23 protein-coding genes are annotated in these 21,572 nt (G+C 60.0%); 9 read left to right on the forward strand and 14 right to left on the reverse strand.

Going from position 1 to position 21,572, the window contains the following annotated elements; all coding sequences use genetic code 11:
• Positions 1–75: 75 nt before the first annotated feature.
• Positions 76–1,119, reverse strand: a complete 1,044-nt coding sequence (locus FW800_RS14215) for an aminopeptidase (protein ID WP_446437842.1) — start codon at positions 1,117–1,119, stop codon at positions 76–78.
• Between the two features lie 110 nt (positions 1,120–1,229).
• Here FW800_RS14215 and FW800_RS14220 point away from each other — a divergent pair, with 110 nt between their 5' ends.
• Positions 1,230–1,652, forward strand: coding sequence for a PA0061/PA0062 family lipoprotein (locus tag FW800_RS14220; RefSeq protein ID WP_005783410.1), 423 nt, complete (start codon positions 1,230–1,232; stop codon positions 1,650–1,652).
• 1 nt (position 1,653) lies between these two features.
• Here the strand turns inward: FW800_RS14220 and FW800_RS14225 are convergent, their stop codons facing one another.
• Positions 1,654–1,893 (reverse strand): DUF1161 domain-containing protein, encoded by a 240-nt coding sequence (locus FW800_RS14225; protein WP_005783409.1) that lies wholly within the window; start codon positions 1,891–1,893, stop codon positions 1,654–1,656.
• Positions 1,894–2,043: 150 nt separating this feature from the next.
• Positions 2,044–2,475, reverse strand: coding sequence for an OsmC family protein (locus tag FW800_RS14230; RefSeq protein WP_003187311.1), 432 nt, complete (start codon positions 2,473–2,475; stop codon positions 2,044–2,046).
• Between the two features lie 220 nt (positions 2,476–2,695).
• Between FW800_RS14230 and FW800_RS14235 the strand changes: the two genes are divergently transcribed.
• Positions 2,696–3,697, forward strand: a complete 1,002-nt coding sequence (locus FW800_RS14235) for an LLM class flavin-dependent oxidoreductase (protein ID WP_078822708.1) — start codon at positions 2,696–2,698, stop codon at positions 3,695–3,697.
• Between the two features lie 57 nt (positions 3,698–3,754).
• Here the strand turns inward: FW800_RS14235 and FW800_RS14240 are convergent, their stop codons facing one another.
• Entirely contained in the window at positions 3,755–3,976 is a 222-nt protein-coding gene (locus FW800_RS14240; protein WP_078822707.1) for a DUF1161 domain-containing protein, read from the reverse strand.
• 116 nt (positions 3,977–4,092) lie between these two features.
• The gene (locus FW800_RS14245) at positions 4,093–4,308 is read right to left on the reverse strand and encodes a dodecin (RefSeq protein ID WP_005783406.1); all 216 of its coding nucleotides are present in this window, start codon (positions 4,306–4,308) and stop codon (positions 4,093–4,095) included.
• Positions 4,309–4,465: 157 nt separating this feature from the next.
• On the opposite strand from FW800_RS14245, the gene FW800_RS14250 reads away from it, so the two are divergent.
• Entirely contained in the window at positions 4,466–4,792 is a 327-nt protein-coding gene (locus tag FW800_RS14250) for a DUF883 family protein (protein WP_003187304.1), read from the forward strand.
• A gap of 8 nt (positions 4,793–4,800) precedes the next feature.
• Here FW800_RS14250 and FW800_RS14255 read toward each other — a convergent pair whose 3' ends face one another.
• Positions 4,801–5,697 carry a LysR family transcriptional regulator gene (locus FW800_RS14255; protein ID WP_446437843.1) on the reverse strand — a complete coding sequence of 299 codons (897 nt, stop codon included), beginning with the start codon at positions 5,695–5,697 and terminating at the stop codon, positions 4,801–4,803.
• Between the two features lie 111 nt (positions 5,698–5,808).
• Here FW800_RS14255 and trpB point away from each other — a divergent pair, with 111 nt between their 5' ends.
• The 3 genes from trpB to FW800_RS14270 all read left to right on the forward strand — a co-directional run bounded on the left by trpB (position 5,809) and on the right by FW800_RS14270 (position 9,674).
• Complete coding sequence (gene trpB, locus FW800_RS14260; RefSeq protein WP_446437844.1) at positions 5,809–7,035, forward strand: tryptophan synthase subunit beta; 1,227 nt, start codon at positions 5,809–5,811, stop codon at positions 7,033–7,035.
• A complete protein-coding gene (trpA, locus tag FW800_RS14265; protein WP_005783403.1) occupies positions 7,036–7,845 on the forward strand; it encodes a tryptophan synthase subunit alpha in 810 nt (269 codons plus the stop codon). It abuts the gene before it with no gap.
• Between the two features lie 170 nt (positions 7,846–8,015).
• A complete protein-coding gene (locus FW800_RS14270) occupies positions 8,016–9,674 on the forward strand; it encodes a BBE domain-containing protein (protein ID WP_446437845.1) in 1,659 nt (552 codons plus the stop codon).
• A gap of 35 nt (positions 9,675–9,709) precedes the next feature.
• Here FW800_RS14270 and FW800_RS14275 read toward each other — a convergent pair whose 3' ends face one another.
• From FW800_RS14275 to FW800_RS14300, 6 genes are all read right to left on the reverse strand, one after another.
• A complete protein-coding gene (locus tag FW800_RS14275; RefSeq protein WP_446437846.1) occupies positions 9,710–11,014 on the reverse strand; it encodes an MFS transporter in 1,305 nt (434 codons plus the stop codon).
• An 84-nt stretch (positions 11,015–11,098) separates the two neighbouring features.
• Entirely contained in the window at positions 11,099–12,247 is a 1,149-nt protein-coding gene (dgoD, locus tag FW800_RS14280) for a galactonate dehydratase (protein ID WP_005783400.1), read from the reverse strand.
• A 48-nt stretch (positions 12,248–12,295) separates the two neighbouring features.
• Entirely contained in the window at positions 12,296–12,916 is a 621-nt protein-coding gene (locus FW800_RS14285; RefSeq protein WP_446437847.1) for a 2-dehydro-3-deoxy-6-phosphogalactonate aldolase, read from the reverse strand.
• A 1-nt stretch (position 12,917) separates the two neighbouring features.
• Positions 12,918–13,877: a 2-dehydro-3-deoxygalactonokinase gene (locus FW800_RS14290; RefSeq protein WP_032878585.1), complete on the reverse strand. Its 960-nt coding sequence runs from the start codon at positions 13,875–13,877 to the stop codon at positions 12,918–12,920.
• Between the two features lie 176 nt (positions 13,878–14,053).
• Positions 14,054–14,380 (reverse strand): DOPA 4,5-dioxygenase family protein, encoded by a 327-nt coding sequence (locus tag FW800_RS14295; protein WP_078822701.1) that lies wholly within the window; start codon positions 14,378–14,380, stop codon positions 14,054–14,056.
• A 30-nt stretch (positions 14,381–14,410) separates the two neighbouring features.
• Positions 14,411–15,361, reverse strand: a complete 951-nt coding sequence (locus tag FW800_RS14300; RefSeq protein WP_032878587.1) for a choline sulfate utilization transcriptional regulator — start codon at positions 15,359–15,361, stop codon at positions 14,411–14,413.
• Between the two features lie 103 nt (positions 15,362–15,464).
• On the opposite strand from FW800_RS14300, the gene betC reads away from it, so the two are divergent.
• From betC to FW800_RS14315, 3 genes are all read left to right on the forward strand, one after another.
• On the forward strand, positions 15,465–16,979 hold the full coding sequence (gene betC, locus FW800_RS14305; RefSeq protein ID WP_446437848.1) for a choline-sulfatase: 1,515 nt from the start codon (positions 15,465–15,467) through the stop codon (positions 16,977–16,979).
• An 18-nt stretch (positions 16,980–16,997) separates the two neighbouring features.
• Positions 16,998–17,912: a choline ABC transporter substrate-binding protein gene (gene choX, locus FW800_RS14310; protein ID WP_032878589.1), complete on the forward strand. Its 915-nt coding sequence runs from the start codon at positions 16,998–17,000 to the stop codon at positions 17,910–17,912.
• 159 nt (positions 17,913–18,071) lie between these two features.
• The gene (locus FW800_RS14315) at positions 18,072–19,640 is read left to right on the forward strand and encodes a SulP family inorganic anion transporter (protein ID WP_032878591.1); all 1,569 of its coding nucleotides are present in this window, start codon (positions 18,072–18,074) and stop codon (positions 19,638–19,640) included.
• A 6-nt stretch (positions 19,641–19,646) separates the two neighbouring features.
• Here the strand turns inward: FW800_RS14315 and aroE are convergent, their stop codons facing one another.
• Together aroE and hemF are read right to left on the reverse strand one after the other, a co-directional pair.
• Positions 19,647–20,465 (reverse strand): shikimate dehydrogenase, encoded by an 819-nt coding sequence (gene aroE / locus FW800_RS14320; RefSeq protein ID WP_032878592.1) that lies wholly within the window; start codon positions 20,463–20,465, stop codon positions 19,647–19,649.
• Positions 20,465–21,397, reverse strand: a complete 933-nt coding sequence (gene hemF / locus FW800_RS14325; RefSeq protein WP_103734096.1) for an oxygen-dependent coproporphyrinogen oxidase — start codon at positions 21,395–21,397, stop codon at positions 20,465–20,467. Before hemF ends, aroE begins: the two co-directional genes overlap by 1 nt.
• Between the last annotated feature and the right edge of the window lie 175 nt (positions 21,398–21,572).

A 21,572-nucleotide genomic window follows, 5' to 3' on the forward strand; every position in this document is an offset into this window, starting at 1 on the left:
GCGAGCAAGCCCGCTCCCACACTTGAATGTGTTCACATATCAAAATGTGGGAGGGGGCTTGCCCCCGATGAGGCCCTAACGGCCAACCCCTTCCAACTGCCTCAACGCCGCCTTGCGCTGCGCCACCGGCAACCCGCCCAACCTCTCCACCGCCGCATAAAACCTCACCCAATCCCCACCCTCCTGCGCAAACAACGCCGCAAACGCCGGCACCCACCGGTCATACAGCCCGAATGGCAACAGTCGCGCATTGTTCATCGGCTGGTTGATCCAAGCGTCATAGGGCTTTTCGCCACCCCATTGGCTATCACGCATCTGCCGGTATTCAGTGCGCAAGCGCTCGAACTGCGCGGCCTTGGCCTGCCGCATCACCTGCGCCGCCAACGGCTGCGCATACAACGCCTCCAGGCGTTTGCGGGTATCGAGAATCAGCCGGATGAATTGATCGCGTTGCTTCAACGCCGCATCGCTGACAGGCGCCAGGCCCCGTGCCGCCCGCCACTGACGGGTGCCTTCCTGCTCGACGAACGTGGCGAATGACTCGTTGAACTCGGTGTCATCCTTCACGTAGAAACGCTGGTGGGCCAGTTCGTGGAAGATCAGAGTCGCGAGGCGCTCATCACCCCAACTCATCATCGAACTCATGATCGGGTCGTTGAACCACCCCAGGGTGGAATAGGCTTCGACGCCACCGATCGACACGTCCATGCCTTGTTGCCGCAACAGCGCCGCCTCGCCATGCGCCGCGCCTTGGTTGTAGTAGCCGCGATAGGCAACGCAACCGGCGATGGGAAAGCAGTGGTTTTCAGGAGCCAGAGAAAATTCCTGCGTGGCGAAGACATTCCAGACCACATAGGGCCGGCCGATATCGGCGTATAACCGGTAGCTTTGATTATCAGGCAGATGCAAGTGCTCACTGGCAAAGGTGCGAGCTTTTTGCGATTGCACGAGATGCTCGCGCAATAGTTGAGGGCGAGTCTGGTCGGCGATAACTTCGGCAATCGGCTCCCGGGCCCGCAATAACTGCCACTGACCGCTCGCCAACTGACTGTAATAACTGACGCTGGAACAACCGCTGAGTAGCACAACCATCAACCCTGGAAGAAAACACCTGATCATGCACCGACTGCTCCTGGGTGATTTATTCGCCAGACTATCGCGCTTGAACGGGATTTTTCCATGGCGCGGCATGTTTATACTCAAGGCTCTTCTCGCGTTGAGTACCTGCCATGCGTCAGTTTCCATTGCCCGTTGCCGCCCTCCTGCTCAGCGCTTGCACTTCGGCCCCCATCCCGCCTGTCGACCCGCAACAGGCCTGGGTGGATTTCACCACGCCGACGCCGGGCTCCAAATTGGTCATGGCTCAGCGCCTGGACGGGAAAAACCTCAACGACGGGCGCTTCTTCCAAATGCCTCCCGGCCCTCACGAGCTGATGGTGCGCTTTGACTTTGAAGTGCCCGCCGGCGGCGGTTTGGGGGGCCTTAGCCAGATGATGTATCGCACCTGTTTCATGACCCTGCAGTACGACCATTTCCAGGCCGGCCAACGCTATGTGCTCGAAGGTCGCTCGCTGGCGTTCACGCCCAACATCCGGCTGTATGACTCAGCGCGCCAGTTGCTGGCCGAAGAACGCAGCGTCAACTGCATCTGAGTCAGTCATTGTTTTTCTGATAGATGATGCGCTTCGTACCGTTTTCGCACGAACCGACGATCATGGCGCTGTCATGGTTCTCGGCTTCTTCGGCAGTGATTATTTCCAGGGTGTAGGACGGAATCGCCTTGGCCTGGATCTTCACTTCGATTTCTTTCCTGAGCTCTTCACAATCTTTTGGCGCGGCCACGGCCGAAGTGGCCAATACACCGCAGATGATTGCCAAGGCAAAACGTTTCATGTGTGTAGCTCCCTGAATGCGCTGCGCACGAGTGTGCGCCTAGGCTGCATGGGCTATTCGACCACATTTTACAAACACGAGTTCTGATTTAACGCACAACTGAAAATGTGGGAGCGGGCTTGCTCGCTCCCACACATGAGTACTGCTGTGTCAGTTGACCAGCGTGGCATCCAAGGTGATGGTTGCATTCAGCACTTTGGACACCGGGCACCCTTCCTTGGCCTTTTTGCTCAGTTCATCGAACTGCGCCTGGCTCGCGCCCGGGATCTTGGCTTTGAGGATCAAGTGCACGGCAGTGATCGCGAATCCGCCCTCGACCTGGTCCAGGGTCACTTCGGCCTGGGTATCAATGCTGTCAGCCTTGAGCCCGGCATCGCCGAGAATCATGGAAAACGCCATGGAGAAACAGCCGGCGTGAGCTGCGCCGATAAGCTCCTCAGGGTTGGTGCCCTTGCCGCCTTCGAAACGGGCCTTGAAGCCGTAGGGCGCTTCGCGCAGCACGCCGGTTTCAGTGGATATGGAACCCAGGCCTGTCTTCAGATCACCTTCCCAATGCGCGGATGCCTTTTTAACGATACTCATAGCTTTCTCCTCGAACGGTGGTTTTGCGTCAGTAAGGGTTCTGAGGATAGACCCGTGGGCAAAGTTCACCTTGTCGGAGAAACCTAGCAATACAGTAGGAAATTTCTGAGCCACCTATTGAATCTCGGGTATATGCCCTCATTGCATAGAGTATGCACATGCAGCGGCAGGTTTTAGCTCGTTTAAAAAAGCCTGTACGCCCTATTGGAGAAGCAGGCTGATGAAATCGCTGTCCGACGTAAAGTTTTCGACCCTCGACCTGGTGCCCGTGCGTGCCAATGGCAGCCCGGCGCAGTCGCTGCGCAATTCCCTGGACTTGGCCCAACACGTGGAAAAGTTCGGCTACAACCGCTTTTGGGTAGCTGAGCACCACAATATGGACGGCATCGCCAGTTCTGCCACTTCAGTATTGCTCGGCTATCTGGCTGGCGGCACCTCGACCATTCGTGTCGGTTCTGGCGGCGTCATGCTGCCTAACCACGCGCCCTTGGTGATTGCCGAACAGTTCGGCACTCTGGAAAGCCTCTACCCCGGCCGTATCGACCTGGGCCTGGGCCGCGCGCCCGGTTCTGACCAGATGACCGCTCGCGCCCTGCGCCGTGAACGTTCCGGCAGTGCCGATGACTTCCCCGAAGACGTAGCCGAACTCATGGCCTACCTGGGCCCGCGTACGCCCGACCAACGGGTGATCGCCGTACCGGGCACGGGCACCAATGTGCCAGTGTGGCTGTTGGGTTCGAGCCTGTTCAGCGCGCAATTGGCCGGTGAGCGTGGCTTGCCCTACGCCTTCGCCTCCCACTTCGCACCGCGCCTGATGCATGAGGCGATTCGTGTGTACCGCAATCACTTCAAGCCTTCGGCGGTACTGGACAAGCCCTACGTGATGCTCGGCATTCCACTGGTGGCAGCCGATACCGACGAACAGGCCGATTACCTGGCCACCTCGGTGTACCAACGCATCCTCGCGCTGATGCGCGGCCAGAGCCTGGTGCAGCGCCCACCGGTAAAAACCATGGACGGCTTGTGGCTGCCCCATGAAAAAGACGCGGTGGGTAGCTTCCTTGGCCTGGCCATGGTGGGTAGCCCGGCGAAGATTCGCGCCAAGCTGGAGGTGTTGATCGAGCAAACCGGCGCCGATGAGCTGATTTTTACCAGTGACCTTTATGAGCACGCCGACCGTATTCATTCCTACGAGCTGCTGGCACAGGTGATGAAGGGCTGAAATCCAAGCGAAAAAAACCGACGCACTTGCGTCGGTTTTTATGTCTGGAGCACGGAATCAACCGCGCTTGTAGACAATTTCCTTGGTGTCGCCGCCGCACGTCCCTACGACGTCACCATCCGCTGCGGCGCCTTTATCTACGATTTCCAAAGAGTAATGCGGTACGCCCTTGGCATCGATTTTCGCTGCGATCTCGCTTTTCAGCTCCTCACAGTTCTTGGCTGCCATCGCCGTACCCGCAATGCTCAACAAACCCACCGCCAACAGAAACTTCTTCATCCGTTACTTTCCTTGCGCTGATCAAAAAGAGCGTGCCAACGCTCATCGCATCGGCACGCATACGTTGTAGCGCAGGTTATGGCAATCGGCCAGCGGGCAAAGTTCAACTGAGCGGATTAACTACTTGCAATTCGGAACCCCACTTTCAGCGTGACCTGGAAGTGCGCGGCCTTGCCATCCTTGATGTGACCACGGGTTTCAGTCACCTCGAACCACTCGAGGTGCTTGATGCTTTTGTTGGCTTCAGCCAGAGCATTGTTGATTGCGTCTTCGATGCTGGTGGTGGAAGAGCCCACCAATTCGACTTTCTTGTAGGTGTGATGATCACTCATGGCGTTTCTCCTATAGGTCGTCAATCAAGACTAGCAGCGAATGTGCTTACTGCTTCTGGCGACCGCTTGGAGGTGAAAGTTCAGAATTACTGCACTTTCTGAAACCGGCGCAGTCGGTATCTACACACGCCACTCAATCACTTCAGGAGATGTCCACATGGCCAACACTTCTTTACGCAAAGCGTCGCTGGAAAGCATGGAAGCCGAGATTTCGAGCCTGCTCAAATCTCTGGAGAGCCTCAAGGACGACGCGTCCGATGAGTCGCGCAAAACGCTGAAGGCCCTGAAAAGCAATGCCGAGAACGCCCTCAAGCACTCTCGCCACCTGATCAGCGACGCCTATGAAGAAAGCAAAGTCAAAATTCGTGAAACCAGTGCTGCCACCCGTGACTATGCACAAGAGCACCCATGGACTACCGCCGGCGTTGCCGTAGGTGCACTGGGCTTGCTGGCAGCCTACCTGCTGTGCAAGCGCGGTGACTGATTGACCGGTTACACCGGTTGACGCAACAGCTCAGCCTTGAGCCATTGCGCCAACTGCCCGGCGCGCCCGTCTGCGGCGCGCTTGGGTAGCCACAACGCCAGGTGCGCCGGGGTTTCGCTGAAGCCCCACGGCGCCACCAGGCGACCCGCTCGCAGGTCCTCTGCCACCAGTGGTTCTGGCGCAATCGCCACTCCCAATCCTGCTACTGCCGCTTCCAGCAAATAATACAAGTGCTCAAACCCCTGGCCGAGTTTCAACGCGCCGGGCTCGATGCCGTGTTGCCGCGCCCAACTGGGCCAGGCCTGGGGTCGTGAGGTGGTGTGCAACAACGCTTCGCTTACCAATGCCGTTGCTGGAGCCTGACGCAACTGTTCAAAACCTGCGAAACGAGGGCTCAACACCGGGCCGATGCGCTCGCTGGCCAGCTCGTACACCTGCATGTCGGCCGGCCACGGCGGCTCGGCGAATAGCAGCAAGGCGTCCAGGCCTGGCCGCCGGGGGTCCAGATCGCCTTCGCCCGCCGACAGGTGCAGGCGCAAATCGGGCAAGTCGGCATTCAAGCGCCCCAGCCGGGGGATAAACCAGCGCGCCAGCAAACTGCCCGAACAGCCGAGCACGAAGGGCGCGTCGACGCCGCTTTGGGAGAGTTCGGCGCACGCGTCCCGCAGCCGCTCGAAAGCCTCCACGCTGGCATCCCGAAGCCGTACGCCTGCATCTGTGAGTTTAAGGCCACGTCCATCCTTGACGAACAGGCTCACACCCAAATGTTCTTCCAGTACTTTCAACTGCCGGCTGACCGCACCGTGGGTCACGTGCAGTTGCTCAGCGGCTTGGCTGACGCTACTGAAGCGGGCGGTGGCTTCAAAAGCACGCAAGGCATTGAGGGGTGGTAGGTCGCGGCTCATCTGTGAGTTTTCCTGACAGGTTACGGCGATCTTATCGGTTTTCAGGCCAAAGCGTCAGGGGTAGAGTGGCCGTCATTGCCTCTCAACACACATTCATTCCTGGAGCGCCCCATGACCCAGTCCCAGACCGATCTACGCAACGGCCCTGACGCCAACGGCCTGTTTGGTGCGTTCGGCGGCCGCTACGTGGCTGAAACGCTGATGCCGTTGATCCTCGACCTGGCCCGTGAATACGAAGCGGCCAAAGTGGATCCAGCGTTCAATGAAGAGTTGGCCTACTTCCAGCGCGATTACGTCGGACGCCCAAGCCCGCTGTACTTCGCCGAACGCCTGACGGAGTTCTGTGGCGGCGCCAAGATCTATCTCAAGCGCGAAGAGCTGAACCACACCGGCGCGCACAAGATCAACAACTGCATCGGCCAGATCCTGCTGGCACGGCGCATGGGCAAGAAACGCATCATCGCCGAGACCGGTGCCGGTATGCACGGCGTAGCCACCGCTACGGTTGCCGCACGCTTCGGCCTGCAATGCGTGATCTACATGGGCACCACCGATATCGAGCGCCAGCAGGCCAACGTGTTTCGCATGAAGCTGCTGGGTGCCGAAGTGATCCCGGTGGTCGCCGGCACCGGCACCCTCAAAGACGCCATGAACGAAGCCCTGCGTGACTGGGTGACCAACGTCGACAGCACCTTCTACCTGATCGGCACCGTGGCCGGCCCGCATCCTTACCCGGCCATGGTGCGCGACTTTCAGGCCGTGATCGGCAAGGAAACCCGCACCCAACTGCAAGCCCAGGAAGGCCGCCTGCCGGACAGCCTGGTGGCGTGCATCGGCGGTGGCTCCAACGCCATGGGCTTGTTCCACCCGTTCCTGGATGACACCAGCGTCGAAATCATCGGCGTCGAAGCAGCGGGCCATGGCATCGAAACCGGCAAGCACGCCGCCAGCCTCAACGGCGGCGTACCCGGCGTGCTGCACGGCAACCGCACCTTCCTGCTGCAGGACGACGACGGCCAGATCATCGACGCCCATTCGATTTCCGCCGGCCTCGACTACCCCGGCATCGGCCCTGAGCACGCCTGGTTGCATGACATCGGCCGCGTCCAGTACACCTCGGTAACTGATGACGAAGCCCTGGATGCATTCCACAAATGCTGCCGCCTGGAAGGGATAATTCCTGCGCTGGAAAGCGCCCACGCCCTGGCTGAAGTGTTCAACCGCGCACCCACCCTGCCCAAGGATCATCTGATGGTGGTCAATCTCTCGGGCCGTGGCGACAAAGATATGCAGACCGTGATGCATCACATGGAACAGTCCAAGCAGGAGAAACACTAAATGAGCCGCCTGCAAACCCGCTTTGCGCAACTCAAGGAACAAAACCGCGCCGCCCTGGTGACCTTCGTCACCGCTGGTGACCCGGGTTATGACGCCTCGCTGGCGATCCTCAAGGGCTTGCCGGCCGCCGGCGCCGACGTGATCGAGCTGGGCATGCCCTTCACCGATCCGATGGCAGACGGCCCGGCGATTCAACTGGCTAATATCCGTGCGCTGGACGCCAAGCAAAACCTGGCGAAAACCCTGCAAATGGTCCGCGAGTTCCGCACCGACGACAGCGACACCCCCCTGGTGTTGATGGGCTACTTCAACCCCATTCACAAATACGGTGTGCCGCAGTTTATCGCCGATGCGAAGGCAGCCGGCGTCGACGGCCTGATCGTGGTCGACATGCCACCTGAGCACAACGGCGAGTTGTGCGACCCGGCTCAGGCCGCGGGCATCGACTTTATCCGCCTGACCACGCCGACCACCGATGACGTGCGCCTGCCGACGGTGCTCAACGGCAGTTCCGGGTTTGTGTATTACGTGTCGGTAGCAGGCGTGACCGGTGCCGGCGCCGCCACGCTGGAACACGTCGAAGAAGCGGTCACGCGTCTGCGTCGCCACACCGACCTGCCGATCAGCATCGGTTTCGGTATTCGTACACCGGAACAAGCTGCGGCCATTGCGCGCCTGGCCGACGGTGTGGTGGTGGGTTCGGCACTGATCGATCACATCGCCAATGCCGGCAGCGACCAGCAAGCGATCGATGGCGTGCTGAGTCATTGCGCGGCGCTGTCGGCAGGTGTGCGCAACGCACGCAAGTAAGCACCTGCGTTTTGATACTTGCGCTACGCTGAGGGGTGACACCACGTCACCCCAACGCACTTCCATGCCTATTGCCGTCTAACCACCCTCGCAAGCCCCCCCGCATTTCTTGCTTCCCGGTCGTTAAGTTAGTTGCATCAGAAGTCATCCCTGGCTCTCAGGAGTACATCATGGCCTTTGATCTCATTACCTCTTCAGACTCCCGTCACTCAACCTTGCAAAAGGGCTTCAACCTGCGCTGGCCACTGGGCAATGTGCAGGGTCAGTCTTCGCAAAATGGCGCCAACCTGATCTACCTCTGCCGCAGCCCACAAGACATCATTGACGCCGCCGCGCAGGCATTGGCCCTTCCCGAGGGGCGCATCACCGTACGCAGTGGTGGTCATTGCTACGAAGGCTTTGTCGCCAACAAGATGCCCGACAGTCCACTTGAGGTACTGTCGATTCTGGATATCAGTGCGTTGAACCAGGTGGTCTATGACGCCAGCGGGCAAATCGGCTCCGAGCTGGACCCCAGCGCTGCTGAACGCTATAGCTTTCGCCTGGAAGCCGGCGGACAAAACTGGGATGCCTATGTCGCGTTATACAAGCTGGCCAACAAAACCCTGCCCGGTGGTTCGTGTTATTCAGTGGGCCTTGGCGGACATATTTGCGGAGGCGGCTATGGGCTGCTGTCGCGCAAATATGGACTGGTATGTGACTGGCTCAGCGGTGTGGATATCCTGGTGCCCGACAGCCTTGGCAAAGGCCTCGAACCGCGCCACGTTTCTCGCGACAGCACCAATCAGGACGAACTGGACCTGTTCGCCGCGTGTTGCGGTGCCGGTGGCGGACAGTTCGGCATCATCACCAGCTATTACTTCAAAGACCTGCCACCGGCACCGAAAGAGGTACTGTGGCTGGTGTTGGAATGGGACTGGTCCGTACTGACCAAGCCTGCACTCGATAACCTGCTGGCGGCCTATCAATCATGGTTCGCCAGCAATCAAAGCAACACGGACACTTGGGGCCTGGCGACCAAGCTGGAGATGCGCCACCAGCACACAGGCAATGTGACCCTGGGTATTCACTATGTGGACAAGGATGGCGAACTGAACGAGCGAGCCCCTTTCGATGATTTTGTCGACAAGATGCTGACAGCCATCGGGCTACCTGCTACAGAGTCACTGGTGCCGTTTCACGTCATCCATCAGCCGCGTGGTAGCTGCGCGGGACGCACCATCAATTCATTGGAATCCGCCGAGGAAGCTACCCAACGCCTGGATTGGCTGGTATGCCAACAGACATTGAATGGCTCGGGGGACAACCAGCGTGGGCGTTATAAGTCGGCTTATCAGAAGGGCGTGTTCAGCCCTCAAGTGCTGGACGCCATCTGGACCACATTGACCTGGCCAGACCCTGATAACCACCTGACACAAAGCCTCATTCAGATTCAGTCTTTCGGTGGCCAGATCAATGCCGCCAGCGGGCCGGTGCGCCGGGAGTCGTCGGCCGCGCAGCGCTCGTCATACCTCAAGTGGCAACCGCAATGTTACTGGCGCGGCGATAGCGCCGCCTCGGATCAAGCCCATGCCGACTGGATCCGAGGGTTGTACTTTAACGCGTTCGCCGATGATCAGGGCGTACCGGTCAACGACGAGTTTGAAGGTTGTTACATCAATTACCCCGACCTCGATATGACCTACATCGGTGGCAATCCGGCCAATGGCAAAAACCCACAGTGGTACAAGATCTTCTTTCCCGACCTGATCATCGAAAGCCGCCTGCGGCGTACCAAGCAGCGCTGGGACCCACACAACATTTTCCATAACGAAATGTCGGTGCCGTAATCGCGAAAGAAGGGCGACTCCAAGGTCGCCCTTTTTTACAGCTCGATCCGCTCGACTTTACCTACAAGCAATATGTAGGAAAGTGCTCCCAGCAACGCCAGCACCGCGATGTAAGTAATCGCCGGCGCAAACGACGAACCACTGGCCAGAAAGCCAATCACGATGGGCGTAGCGATTGCCGACAGGTTACCGATGAAGTTGAACACGCCTCCGGTCAGCCCCAGCAACCGCGCAGGCGCCAGGGTCGAAACCAGCGACCAGGTGATCGACGCCAGGCCATTGCCGAAAAATGCCACCGCCAGAAACGCGATGACCCACGCCGTGGAGTCCACGTAGTTGGCACCGATGATCGCCGTGGAAATCAGCAGCCCACTGATGATCGGCAACTTGCGGGCAAAGCCTACCGAGGCACCACGACGGATCAACCAATCGGAAAACACCCCCGAACACAGCACGCCCACAAAAGCGGCCAGGAACGGCAACGACGCCAACAAACCTGACTGGATAAAGTCCATGCCGCGATATTTCACCAGGTACGTCGGGAACCAGGTCAGGAAGAACCATAGCGTAGAGTTCAGGCAGAACTGCCCCAGGTAGATGCCCCAGAGTTTGCGCTTGCTCAGCACGATACCGAGGTCGACCCAACTGAAGGGTGCCTTGGCCGTTTGCGCCTGCATGTCCACCAGCCCACCACCGTCACGGATCAACTGGATTTCAGCCTCATTGGCGCCTTTGAAATCTTTGGGCTCGCGATACACCGCGTACCAGATCGCGGCCCAAAGGATGCCGACGCCACCGGTAACGACAAACACCATGTGCCAGCCGTACTGGTGTTGCAGCCAAGCCAGTACCGGCGTGAGGAACGCCAGGCCGACAAATTGCCCGGAGGTGTAGACGCCGATAGCCGTGGCGCGCTCGCGCTCGGGAAACCAGGTGGTGACCACACGGCTGTTGATCGGGTACGCCGGCGCTTCCAGCGCGCCCACCGCCATGCGCAGCACAAACAACGTGATAAAGCTGGCGGCGAAACCGAGCATCACGGTGGCAATCGACCACAGCAGCAGGGCGGCCGTATACAGAATGCGCGGCGGCACCCGGTCTACCAGCCAGCCGCCGGGGATTTGCATGGCCGCGTAAGTCCAGCCGAAAGCGGAAAAAATAAGCCCGACCTGCACCGGGTCGATACCCAGTTCGCTGGTCAGCGCAGGCGCGGCAATCGACAGGTTGCTGCGGTCGAGGTAGTTGATCACCACGGTGATGAACAGCAGCACCATGATGAAGAAGCGCTTTCGGCTAGGCGTGACTAAAGAAGCCTGCCCGGTGTGGGATTCAGGGTGCATGGGGTGCCTCTTTTTATGTTTGTTGAGGACAAAACGTGCTGAAGGAACGCGGTCAATGTGGGAGCGCATTCCTTCAGATAAAAATCACCACTCGGCAAAACTGCCATCGGCGTGGCGCCAGATCGGATTGCGCCAGCGATGGCCGATAGCCGCGCGCTCAATCACGTATTCCTCGTTGATCTCGATGCCCAGGCCCGGGCCGTTGGGGATCTTCACAAAGCCCTGGTCATAGTCGAACACGCCCGGGTCGCGCACGTAGTCGAGCAGGTCGTTGCTTTCGTTATAGTGGATACCCAGGCTTTGCTCCTGGATAAATGCGTTGTAGCAAGCCGCATCCAGTTGCAGGCACGCTGCCAGGGCAATCGGGCCCAGCGGACAGTGCAGGGCCAGGGCCACGTCGTAGGCTTCGGCCATGTTGGCGATCTTGCGGGTTTCGGTAATCCCGCCTGCGTGGGAGGCGTCCGGCTGGATGATGTCGACGTAGCCTTCGCTGAGCACACGCTTGAAATCCCAACGCGAAAACAGGCGCTCGCCCAGGGCAATCGGCGTACTGGTCAGCGGCGCCAGTTCTTTCAATGCTTCGTAGTTTTCGCTGAGCACCGGTTCTTCAATGAACATCAGTTTGTAAGGGTCGAGCTCTTTCATCAGCACCTTGGCCATGGGCTTGTGCACGCGGCCATGAAAGTCGACGCCGATACCGACGTTAGGGCCCACCGCATCGCGCACGGCAGCGACATTGGCCAGTGCCAGGTCGACTTTGTCGAAGCTGTCGAGGAACTGCAGTTCTTCGGTGCCGTTCATTTTCACCGCAGTGAAGCCACGAGCCACGGCCTCTTTGGCTGCACGGGCAGTGTCGGCGGGACGGTCGCCACCGATCCACGAGTACACGCGAATCTTGTCACGCACCTGGCCGCCCAGCAGATCGCTGACCGAGACGCCCAGCGCCTTGCCCTTGATGTCCCACAACGCCTGGTCGATACCGGCGAGGGCGCTCATGTGCACGGCACCGCCGCGATAGAACCCGCCGCGATAGAGCACCGTCCAGATATCTTCGATATTGCGTGGGTCTTTGCCGATCAGGTAGTCGGACAGTTCTTCGACGGCGGCGGCCACTGTGTGAGCGCGGCCTTCGACCACGGGCTCACCCCAGCCAGTCACGCCCTGGTCGGTTTCGACCTTGAGGAAGCACCAGCGCGGCGGGACGATAAAGGTCGTCAATTTGGTGATTTTCATCTCTTGTCTCTCTTATGGATGCAGCGCCTGCGGGCGCGGAACTTGCTATCAGCTCAGGGCTTTCCAGGCGGCGACATAAGCCTGGGCACGGCTCGCGACCTGATCCACTGTCATTCCCGGCTTGAACAAGCCGGAGCCCAACCCGAACCCTTTCGCGCCGGCGTCGATAAACACCTGCATGTTGTCCGGCGTAACACCGCCTACCGGCAGCAGCAGCGTGCCCGCCGGCAATACCGCCAGCCACGCCTTGATCACCGAAGGACCGATCTGCTCGGCCGGGAACAGCTTCAATACGTCGGCGCCTTCGGCCAGTGCGGCAAACGCCTCGGTTGGCGTCGCCACGCCAGGCGACAAGTACAGGCCTGCGGCCTTGGCGGCGCGCAGTACTTTGGCATCGCTATGGGGCATGACAATCACTTGGCCACCAGCCGCCTTCACCTGCTCGACCTGTTCAGGCGTCAACACCGTGCCGGCGCCGATCAGGCAATCGGCGGGCAGGCTGTCGCGCAGGGTGCGAATGCTGGTGTACGGCTCCGGCGAATTGAGCGGGACTTCGATCACACGAAAACCCGCGTCGTACAACACCTGGCCGATGACCTGGGTTTCGTCCGGGCGTATGCCACGCAGGATTGCGATCAAACCGTTTTGCGCGAGTGCTTGCTTGAGCATGTCAGGCCTCCGTTACAGGTTGAGTGAGCCCAGCCGCCACGGCCAATTGCCACAGGCCGCGCTCGGTGGCTTCCTGCGCCAGGCTGACGTGGGCGAAGCCGCAAAGGGCGAGAGCGCGTTGATAGCGGGCGCAGAGTGGGGCGGCGCCAACCAGGATGATCGGCTTGGTTTTGGCGCTGTCTGGCAAACCGGCGAGTTCGTGGCCGATCAACAGGCCGGACAGGTAGTCGGGCTGCTGGTTGGGTGCAAGCTCAGCCGTCAGGCCCAGGGTACGGGCACTGAACAAGGTCGACAGCACGCCACGCCTGCCATCCTTTGAAAGCGCCACGTGCACGCCACGATCAAAGGCCTCGGCCTGGAATTGTTCGCTCGGCTGCTGAGTGCGGCCCAGGATGCTGTGCTTGCTCAATACCGCGAACAGTTCGCCGGTCATGAAGGTGTCGAAATGCGTAATGCAGCCTTCACTCACCTCGACCCATTTGGAGTGGCTGCCGGGCAACCCGATCAGCACTTGGGCCCCAAGCCCCTGCAGCACGCCGAGCACCTGGGTTTCTTCGCCGCGCATCACATTGGGCAAACCCGCTTGCTCAATCACCCCCGGCACAATATGCACATCCACCCCACGCAGGCTGCGCACGCGGTGCAACGCCAAGCCCAGGCTGGCGACATCCACAGGCGTGGCGCAATAAGCCGCCTCGCTCCAACCCTGCGCGCTGCCAACCATACCGCAGGCAATCACTGGCAATTCAGGCTGGGCGTCGAGCCAATCGCCGCAGGCGCTATCGAACGCCAACTCGAAGCCGTCAGTGCAATGAATACCGTTGATGTCCCGTGGCTCGCTGGGCAAATGCATGATGCCCCAGGCTTGCGCGCGCTGTTCCAGCACAACGCCCGCCGAGCCGAGTTTGTAAGCACGAAGGGAGCTGGTCCCCCAATCGAGCGCGATCAATTGCGCCTGCATCGCTTCACCTGAAATGAGTGGGTGCTGAAAAAAGCAGATGGGCGAATATAAACCTACGCGCCGGAATATCTCAATATATAAATATCGATCCCACATAATGAGACGAAGCAAGATTAATCCTACACCGTTCCCTGTTTTTACTTAGGGAAAGGCAAGGCGTTATCTGATAAGGAAAGTTAAAAAACCGACAGATTCAGCTCGCGCATCGCACCCATCCAGATCGCGTAGTCGGTGTGGTCCTTCAGGTCATCGCCGGTTTCAGGGTGCAGGAAGACCACCAGGCCATCGCGGTGCAGCGCCAGCCACGGCAACACCACGCCGATGTATTCCGGCTCGAATGCCAGCTGGCAGCTCCAATCCGGATGCGGGCCCACCGGCCGCTCATGCACACGGCCCATGCGCAACGGGAACAGCCTGGCGGCGTCCTCACACAGCGTGCGCGCCTGGTCGATGGTGCTGGCGTCGAAGTAGATATGGGCGTGATAGCCCTTGATACGTTGCATGACGGACTCCGGATCCACGATGTGCCGATCCTAGACCGCAATCGAAGGCAGGGCCAGCCCGGTCAACGACTGCGCACTGCTGGCCTGTTCCGCCATCAGCCATTGGACAAAACGCTCAACCAACTGCCCGCGGCGTTTGCGCTGGGGTTGCACCACGTAATAACCGAAACGCGAGGTCACCGTGGGGCTGATCGGTCGGCACAGCCAGTTCTGTTCCAGCAGGTTATCCACCAAATGGCGCCAGCCGATGGCAACGCCCTGGCCGGCAATCGCAGCCTGAATCAGCAAGGTGTAGTTGTCGAAGCGCAATTGCCCGGGAGTTGGCGCAGCGGATATACCCAATTGGCGGAACACCCCGCTCCAGTCGAACCATTGGCTGTTGTTTTCCTGACGCAGGTGCAGCAACGGGTACTCGGGCAAGGATTGCACCGTCATCGGCGCGGCCTGAGCCTTGAGCCACTGCGGGCTGCATACCGGGAACACTTCCTCATTGAACAACCACAGGCTGTCGCCCTGCTTGAAACGGCCATCGCCGAACAGCACCGCCACATCGATATCGCTGCGCAGGCTGGCGTGGTTGCGCTCACTGGTAACCAGGCTCACATCCACCTGCGGGTTGGCCTGGTGAAAGCGATGCAGGCGCGGCATCAGCCAATAGGCGGCGAAGGCGAAGTCGGTAGCCACTTGCAGTACTTCGTGCTGGTCCTGTTGGGTGATGGTGCTGAGCCCTTGATTGATGCTTTGCAGGGCGCCCTGTACGTGCTCGAACAACAGCACGCCGGCGTCGGTCAGTTCGATACCGCGATAGATGCGGTCAAACAGGCGGATTGCCAGTTGTTCTTCAAGACGCTTGATCTGCTGGCTGACCGCCGGCTGGGTGGTGCCAAGCTCCATCGCCGCGGCGGTAAAACTGCGGTGGCGCGCCGCCGCTTCGAAGGCTCGCAGCAGATCGAGAGAGAGGTTACCCAGCGCTTCATACATAAGCTGTCGTTATCCTAGGCATTGCTTGTCATGGGCTTTACCCTGATTTCCATGGGCCGCATTCTCATTGGCATAAACACTTACTATGGAATGCCGAGAAACCATGAAGCGCAAGAACATTCTTTTCATCATGGCCGATCAAATGGCCGCTCCCATGCTGCCGTTCTACGGGCCTTCCTCGATCAAGCTGCCCAACCTCAGCCGCCTCGCCGCCCAAGGCGTGGTATTCGAGGCCGCCTATTGCAACAGTCCGTTGTGTGCGCCTTCGCGCTTCACTCTGGTCAGCGGCCAGTTGCCGAGCAAGATCGGCGCCTACGACAACGCTGCCGATTTCCCCGCCGATGTGCCGACCTATGCCCACTACCTGCGTCGCCTCGGCTACCGCACCGCGTTGTCGGGCAAGATGCATTTCTGTGGCCCCGACCAGTTGCACGGCTATGAAGAACGCCTGACCAGCGATATCTACCCCGCGGATTATGGCTGGGCGGTGAATTGGGATGAGCCCGACGTACGCCCCACCTGGTACCACAACATGTCTTCGGTGCTGCAAGCGGGCCCGTGCGTGCGCACCAACCAGCTGGACTTCGACGAGGAGGTGGTGTTCAAGGCGCAGCAATACCTGTTCGACCATATCCGCGAGGACGGTGATCGGCCCTTCTGCCTGACCGTATCGATGACCCATCCCCACGACCCTTACACCATTCCCAAGCCGTTCTGGGACCTGTACGACGACGCCGACATCCCTTTGCCTGCAACGCCGGCGCAAGCAGAGCTGGACCCACACTCCCAGCGTCTGCTCAAGGTCTATGACTTGTGGGATAAACCGCTGCCTGTGGACAAGATCCGCGATGCCCGTCGCGCCTACTTCGGTGCGTGCAGTTACATCGACAGCAATGTCGGCAAACTCCTGCAAACCCTGGAAGACACCGGCCTGGCTGACGACACCCTGATCATCTTCTCCGGCGACCACGGTGACATGCTCGGCGAGCGCGGCCTCTGGTACAAAATGCACTGGTTTGAAATGGCCGCCCGCGTGCCGCTGCTGATCAGTGCGCCGGGCCAATTCGCGGCTGGGCGGGTCACTCAGGCCGTGTCCACCGCCGACCTGCTGCCGACCCTGGTGGAGCTGGCCGGCGGCGAGCTGGACCTGCACTTGCCGTTGGACGGTCGCTCTCTGGTCCCGCACTTGCAAGGGCAGGGCGGGCATGACGAAGTGTTTGGCGAATACATGGCCGAAGGCACCATCAGCCCATTGATGATGATTCGCCGGGGCGCCTACAAATTTATCTACAGCGAAGACGACCCTTGCCTACTGTTTGATGTGCGCAACGACCCGCACGAGCGGGAGAACCTCAGCCTGTCAGCAGAACATCGCTCGCTGTTCGAGGCCTTTTTGCATGAGGCGCGGGCCAAATGGGACATCCCGGCGATCCATCAGCAAGTGCTTGCCAGCCAGCGTCGCCGCCGCCTGGTGTTTGAGGCACTGACTCAAGGCACGCTCAAGAGCTGGGACCACCAGCCACAGGTGGATGCCAGTCAGCAGTACATGCGCAACCATATCGACCTCGACGACCTGGAGCGCAAGGCACGTTATCCACAACCCTGCCAAAACCAATAAACAGACAGAGGGAAGGCCATGCAAAAGTTGACCGTGGTACTGAGCATATTGGCGCTGGGCAGCGCCAACGTGTACGCAGACGCTCGCTGTGAAACGGTAAAGATGGCCGATCCAGGCTGGAGCGACATTGCCGCCACCAATGCCATTACCGGCTTTTTGCTGACGGGCATGGGCTACAAAGCCAAGGTCGATACCCTGGCGGTGCCGATCACCTTTGGCGGGCTCAAGGACGGCCAGGTGGATGTGTTTCTCGGCAACTGGATGCCGGCGCAACAAGGTTTTTATGACAAGTTCGTGGCCAACGGCGATGTGGTGCAACTGGCGAAGAACCTCGACGGCACCGAGTTCACCCTCGCGGTGCCGGACTACGTATGGGACGCCGGCGTACGTGACTTTGCCGACCTGAACAAGTTTGCCGACAAGTTCGACAAGAAGATCTACGGCATCGGCTCCGGCGCGCCGGCAAATATCTCGTTGCAGGAGATCATCAAAAAGAATGACTTCGACCTGGGCCAGTGGAAGCTGATCGAATCCAGCGAGCAGGCGATGCTCGCCGAGGTGTCGCGAGCGGTGAAGAAACAGCGCTTCGTCACCTTCCTCGGCTGGACGCCGCACCCGATGAACGTGCAGTTGAAAATGCATTACCTCAAGGGCGGCGAGCAGTATTTTGGCGCCACCGGTAGCGTGTATACCTTGACCCGCAAGGGTTACGCCCAAGCCTGCCCGAATGTCGCCAAACTGCTGACCAACCTGAGTTTCACCCAGGAGATGGAGAACGGCATCATGGCGCAGGTGGCCAACAACAAGGTCAGCAATGCCGAGGCGGCCAAAGCGTGGATCAAGGCCAACCCCGCGGTGCTGGACAAGTGGCTCGACGGCGTGAAAACCCTGGATGGCCAGGATGCGTTGCCCGCGGTCAAAGCCCAACTCTAAGATGCGCCTGGATCCAAATGTGGGAGGGGGCTTGCCCCCGATGACGGCCTATCAGCTATGAATGTATTGGCTGAAACACCGCTATCGGGAGCAAGCCCGCTCCCACAGGGAGCCGGTGTGTACTGATACTCTAAGCCAAACCTTCTACCCGAGCCTGCGATGCCCCGGCCCAACCGCCACACACTCTTCCCCTTCCTCAGCTGGCTCCCGCGCCAAACCCGCGCCAGCGTCGGCCGGGATGCCATCGTCGGCCTCAGTGGCGCCGTACTGGCCCTGCCACAGTCGATTGCCTACGCACTGATCGCCGGCCTGCCACCGGAATACGGGCTCTACGCGGCGATCATCCCGGTCTTGATCGCTTGCCTGTGGGGCTCTTCCTGGCACCTGATCTGTGGGCCCACGGCGGCGATTTCCATCGTGCTTTACGCCAGTATCAGCCCATTGGCCGTGCCAGGTTCCCAGGACTACATCACCCTCATCCTGTTGCTGACCTTCCTCGCCGGGGTGTTCCAGTGGTTGCTCGGCCTTCTGCGCTTTGGCGCGCTGGTGAATTTTGTCTCCCATTCGGTGGTGCTGGGTTTCACCCTGGGCGCCGCGGTGGTGATTGCCCTGGGGCAGTTGCCGAACCTGCTGGGGCTGGACTTGCCGAGCCAGGCCACCGCCCTCAACAGCCTGCTGGCGCTGGTCGACCATGGCGGTGAGTGGGATCGTGCGTCCCTGATCCTCGGGCTCGGCACTTTGCTGGTGGGCGCGCTGCTCAAGTCTCTGGTGCCACGCTGGCCGACGCTGTTGATCGCTTTAGTCTTGGGTAGCCTGACGGCATGGCTGTGGCCGACGATGTTCGGGCATGTGGCGCTGGTCAGTTCGTTTATCGGCCAGTTGCCGCCGTTCAGTCCATTGCCGATGGACCTGGACCTGGTACTGCGCCTGTTGCCCAGCGCGGTGGCGGTGGGGATGCTGGGGTTGGTGACCAGCCTGTCGATTGCACGCTCACTGTCGGCTCGCTCGCAACAATTACTCGACGCCAACCAGGAAGTGCGCGCCCAGGGTTTATCCAACATCGTTGGCGGATTTTTCTCCGGCTACCTGTCAGCCGGTTCGTTCACCCGTTCGGGCCTCAGTTACGAGGCGGGTGCTTGTTCGCCCCTGGCTGGGGTGTTTTCCGCGCTGTGGGTGGCGTTATTTGCGTTGTTCGGCGCGACGTTGATCGCGCATATTCCCATCCCCAGCATGGCCGCCAGCATCCTGCTGATTTGCTGGGGTTTGGTGGATCATCGAGGGATTCGTGCTTTGTTTCGTGTCAGCCGCGCCGAATTCGTGGTGATGGGCCTGACGTGTGTCGCCACCTTGCTGCTGGAGCTACAAACGGCGATTTATGCCGGGGTGTTGGCATCGCTGTTTTTCTACCTCAAGCGCACTTCGCAACCACGGGTTCAGCAATGGCGCGATGGGGACGAGGATGTATTACGCGTGGGTGGCTCGATCTTTTTTGGCGCCAGCCATTACCTGCAAGTACGCCTGCAAAGTCTGCAGGGCACGCGGGTGGTGATCGAAGCGCAGCAGATCAATTTTATCGACTACTCCGGGGTGGAGATGCTGCATCAGGAGGCGCGACGGTTGGCGCGGTTGGGGCGTAGCCTGACCTTGCGTGGGGCCAGGCCGCAAGTAATCGAAGAGTTAAGAAAACTGGAAGGGGCCAAGAGTTGCCCCCTCCATTTCCAAGATTGAACACGATCAGGCCAATTGACGGCGTAGTTCGGCTAACACCGGCGCTGAATCAGGGCGCACACCGCGCCACAGGAAGAAGGCTTCCGCTGCCTGCTCCACCAGCATCCCCAAACCATCCATCGCCACCACAGCGCCGTGTTCCGCAGCCCAGCGGCAGAATGCGGTAGGTTCCTTGGCGTACATCATGTCGTAGCAGAACGTCTTGCCCGGCTCGATCAGGCTGCCGGCAATCGGCGGTACATCGCCTGACAGGCTGGCGGACGTGGCATTGATGATCACGTCCACCGGCTCACGTAGCCAATCGAAACCACTGGCAGACACCGGGCCCAGGTCGTCGAACAGCTCAGCGAGCAGCTCGGCCTTTTCCACGGTGCGGTTGGCGATGATCAACGAAGAGGGTTGCTGTGCCAGCAACGGCTCAAGTGCACCGCGCACCGCGCCACCGGCTCCCAACAACAGGATGCGTTTGCCTTGCAGGTTCAGCCCGGCGTTGACCGTCAGGTCGCGCACCAGGCCGGCGCCGTCGGTGTTGTCTCCCAACAACGTACCGTCCGCCAGTTTGCTCAGGGTGTTCACGGCTCCAGCGCGCTGGGCACGTTCAGTCAAGGTATCGGCCAAACGATAGGCGTCTTCCTTGAACGGCACGGTCACGTTGGCGCCACGGCCCTGGCGAAAAAACTCACGGGCGCAGTGGGTGAAATCCTCCAACGGCGCGAGCAACGTGCTGTAGTCCAGTTGTTCGCCGGTCTGCTCGGCGAACATACGGTGGATCAGCGGCGATTTACTGTGGCCGATGGGGTTGCCGAACACGACATAACGGTCCATCACACCGCCGCCTTGGCTGCAACGACGCCGAGCCAGTCGCGGTCTTGCAGGAAGTAATCGGTGAGGCGCGCCTCTTCGCTACCGGCCTCGGCCTTCCAGTCGTAGCTCCAACGGACCTGGGGCGGCAGCGACATCAGGATCGACTCTGTACGCCCGCCCGACTGCAAACCGAACAGGGTGCCACGGTCATAGACCAGGTTGAATTCGACGTAGCGGCCCCGGCGGAACTCCTGGAACTGACGCTGCTGCTCGGTATACGCCATGGCCTTGCGACGTTGCACAATCGGCAGGTAGGCATCGATATAGGCATCGCCGATGGCACGGATAAAGGCGAAACAGGTGTCGAAGCCCCATTCGTTCAGGTCATCGAAGAACAGGCCACCGATACCGCGAGGTTCATTGCGATGCTTGATGTGGAAATAGGCGTCGCACCAGGCTTTATAGCGTGCGTACACGTCCGGGCCAAAGGGCGCACAAGCTTGCTCGGCCACACGGTGCCAGTGGACGCAGTCTTCTTCGTTGCCGTAATACGGGGTCAAGTCAAAGCCGCCACCGAACCACCACACCGGCTCTTCGCCTTCTTTTTCAGCGATGAAAAAGCGCACATTGGCGTGGGATGTCGGCACATGGGGGTTATGCGGATGAATCACCAGTGACACGCCCAAGGCTTCAAACCCCCGACCAGCCAGCTCAGGCCGATGGGCACTGGCGGACGGTGGCAAACCGCTGCCAAACACGTGGGAAAAGTTAACGCCGCCTTTTTCGATCACCGAACCGTTCTCGATCACACGGGTGCGACCGCCACCACCGGCAGGCCGGGTCCAGGCGTCTTCGATAAAGCGAGTATCCGTCTCGAAGGTTTCCAGGGCGTTGCAAATGCGATCTTGCAGGTCAAGCAGGTAGGCTTTAACGGCCTCGGTGCGGGTAGTCATGGCATCACCTTGAATCGGGCAAAGCTACGCGAGGCCATTGGGCGTCGGCGGCAAATGGGCGCACAGGATACCACTGCGCCCACATGCCACTGCACTTAGGTGCGCGGCAGTTGACGAAGATCAAGCTTAGGAGTCCGATAGGGGGCTACGCAGATTCGAACCTAAGGAGAAGTGC

This window comes from Pseudomonas sp. 910_23 (assembly GCF_052850795.1).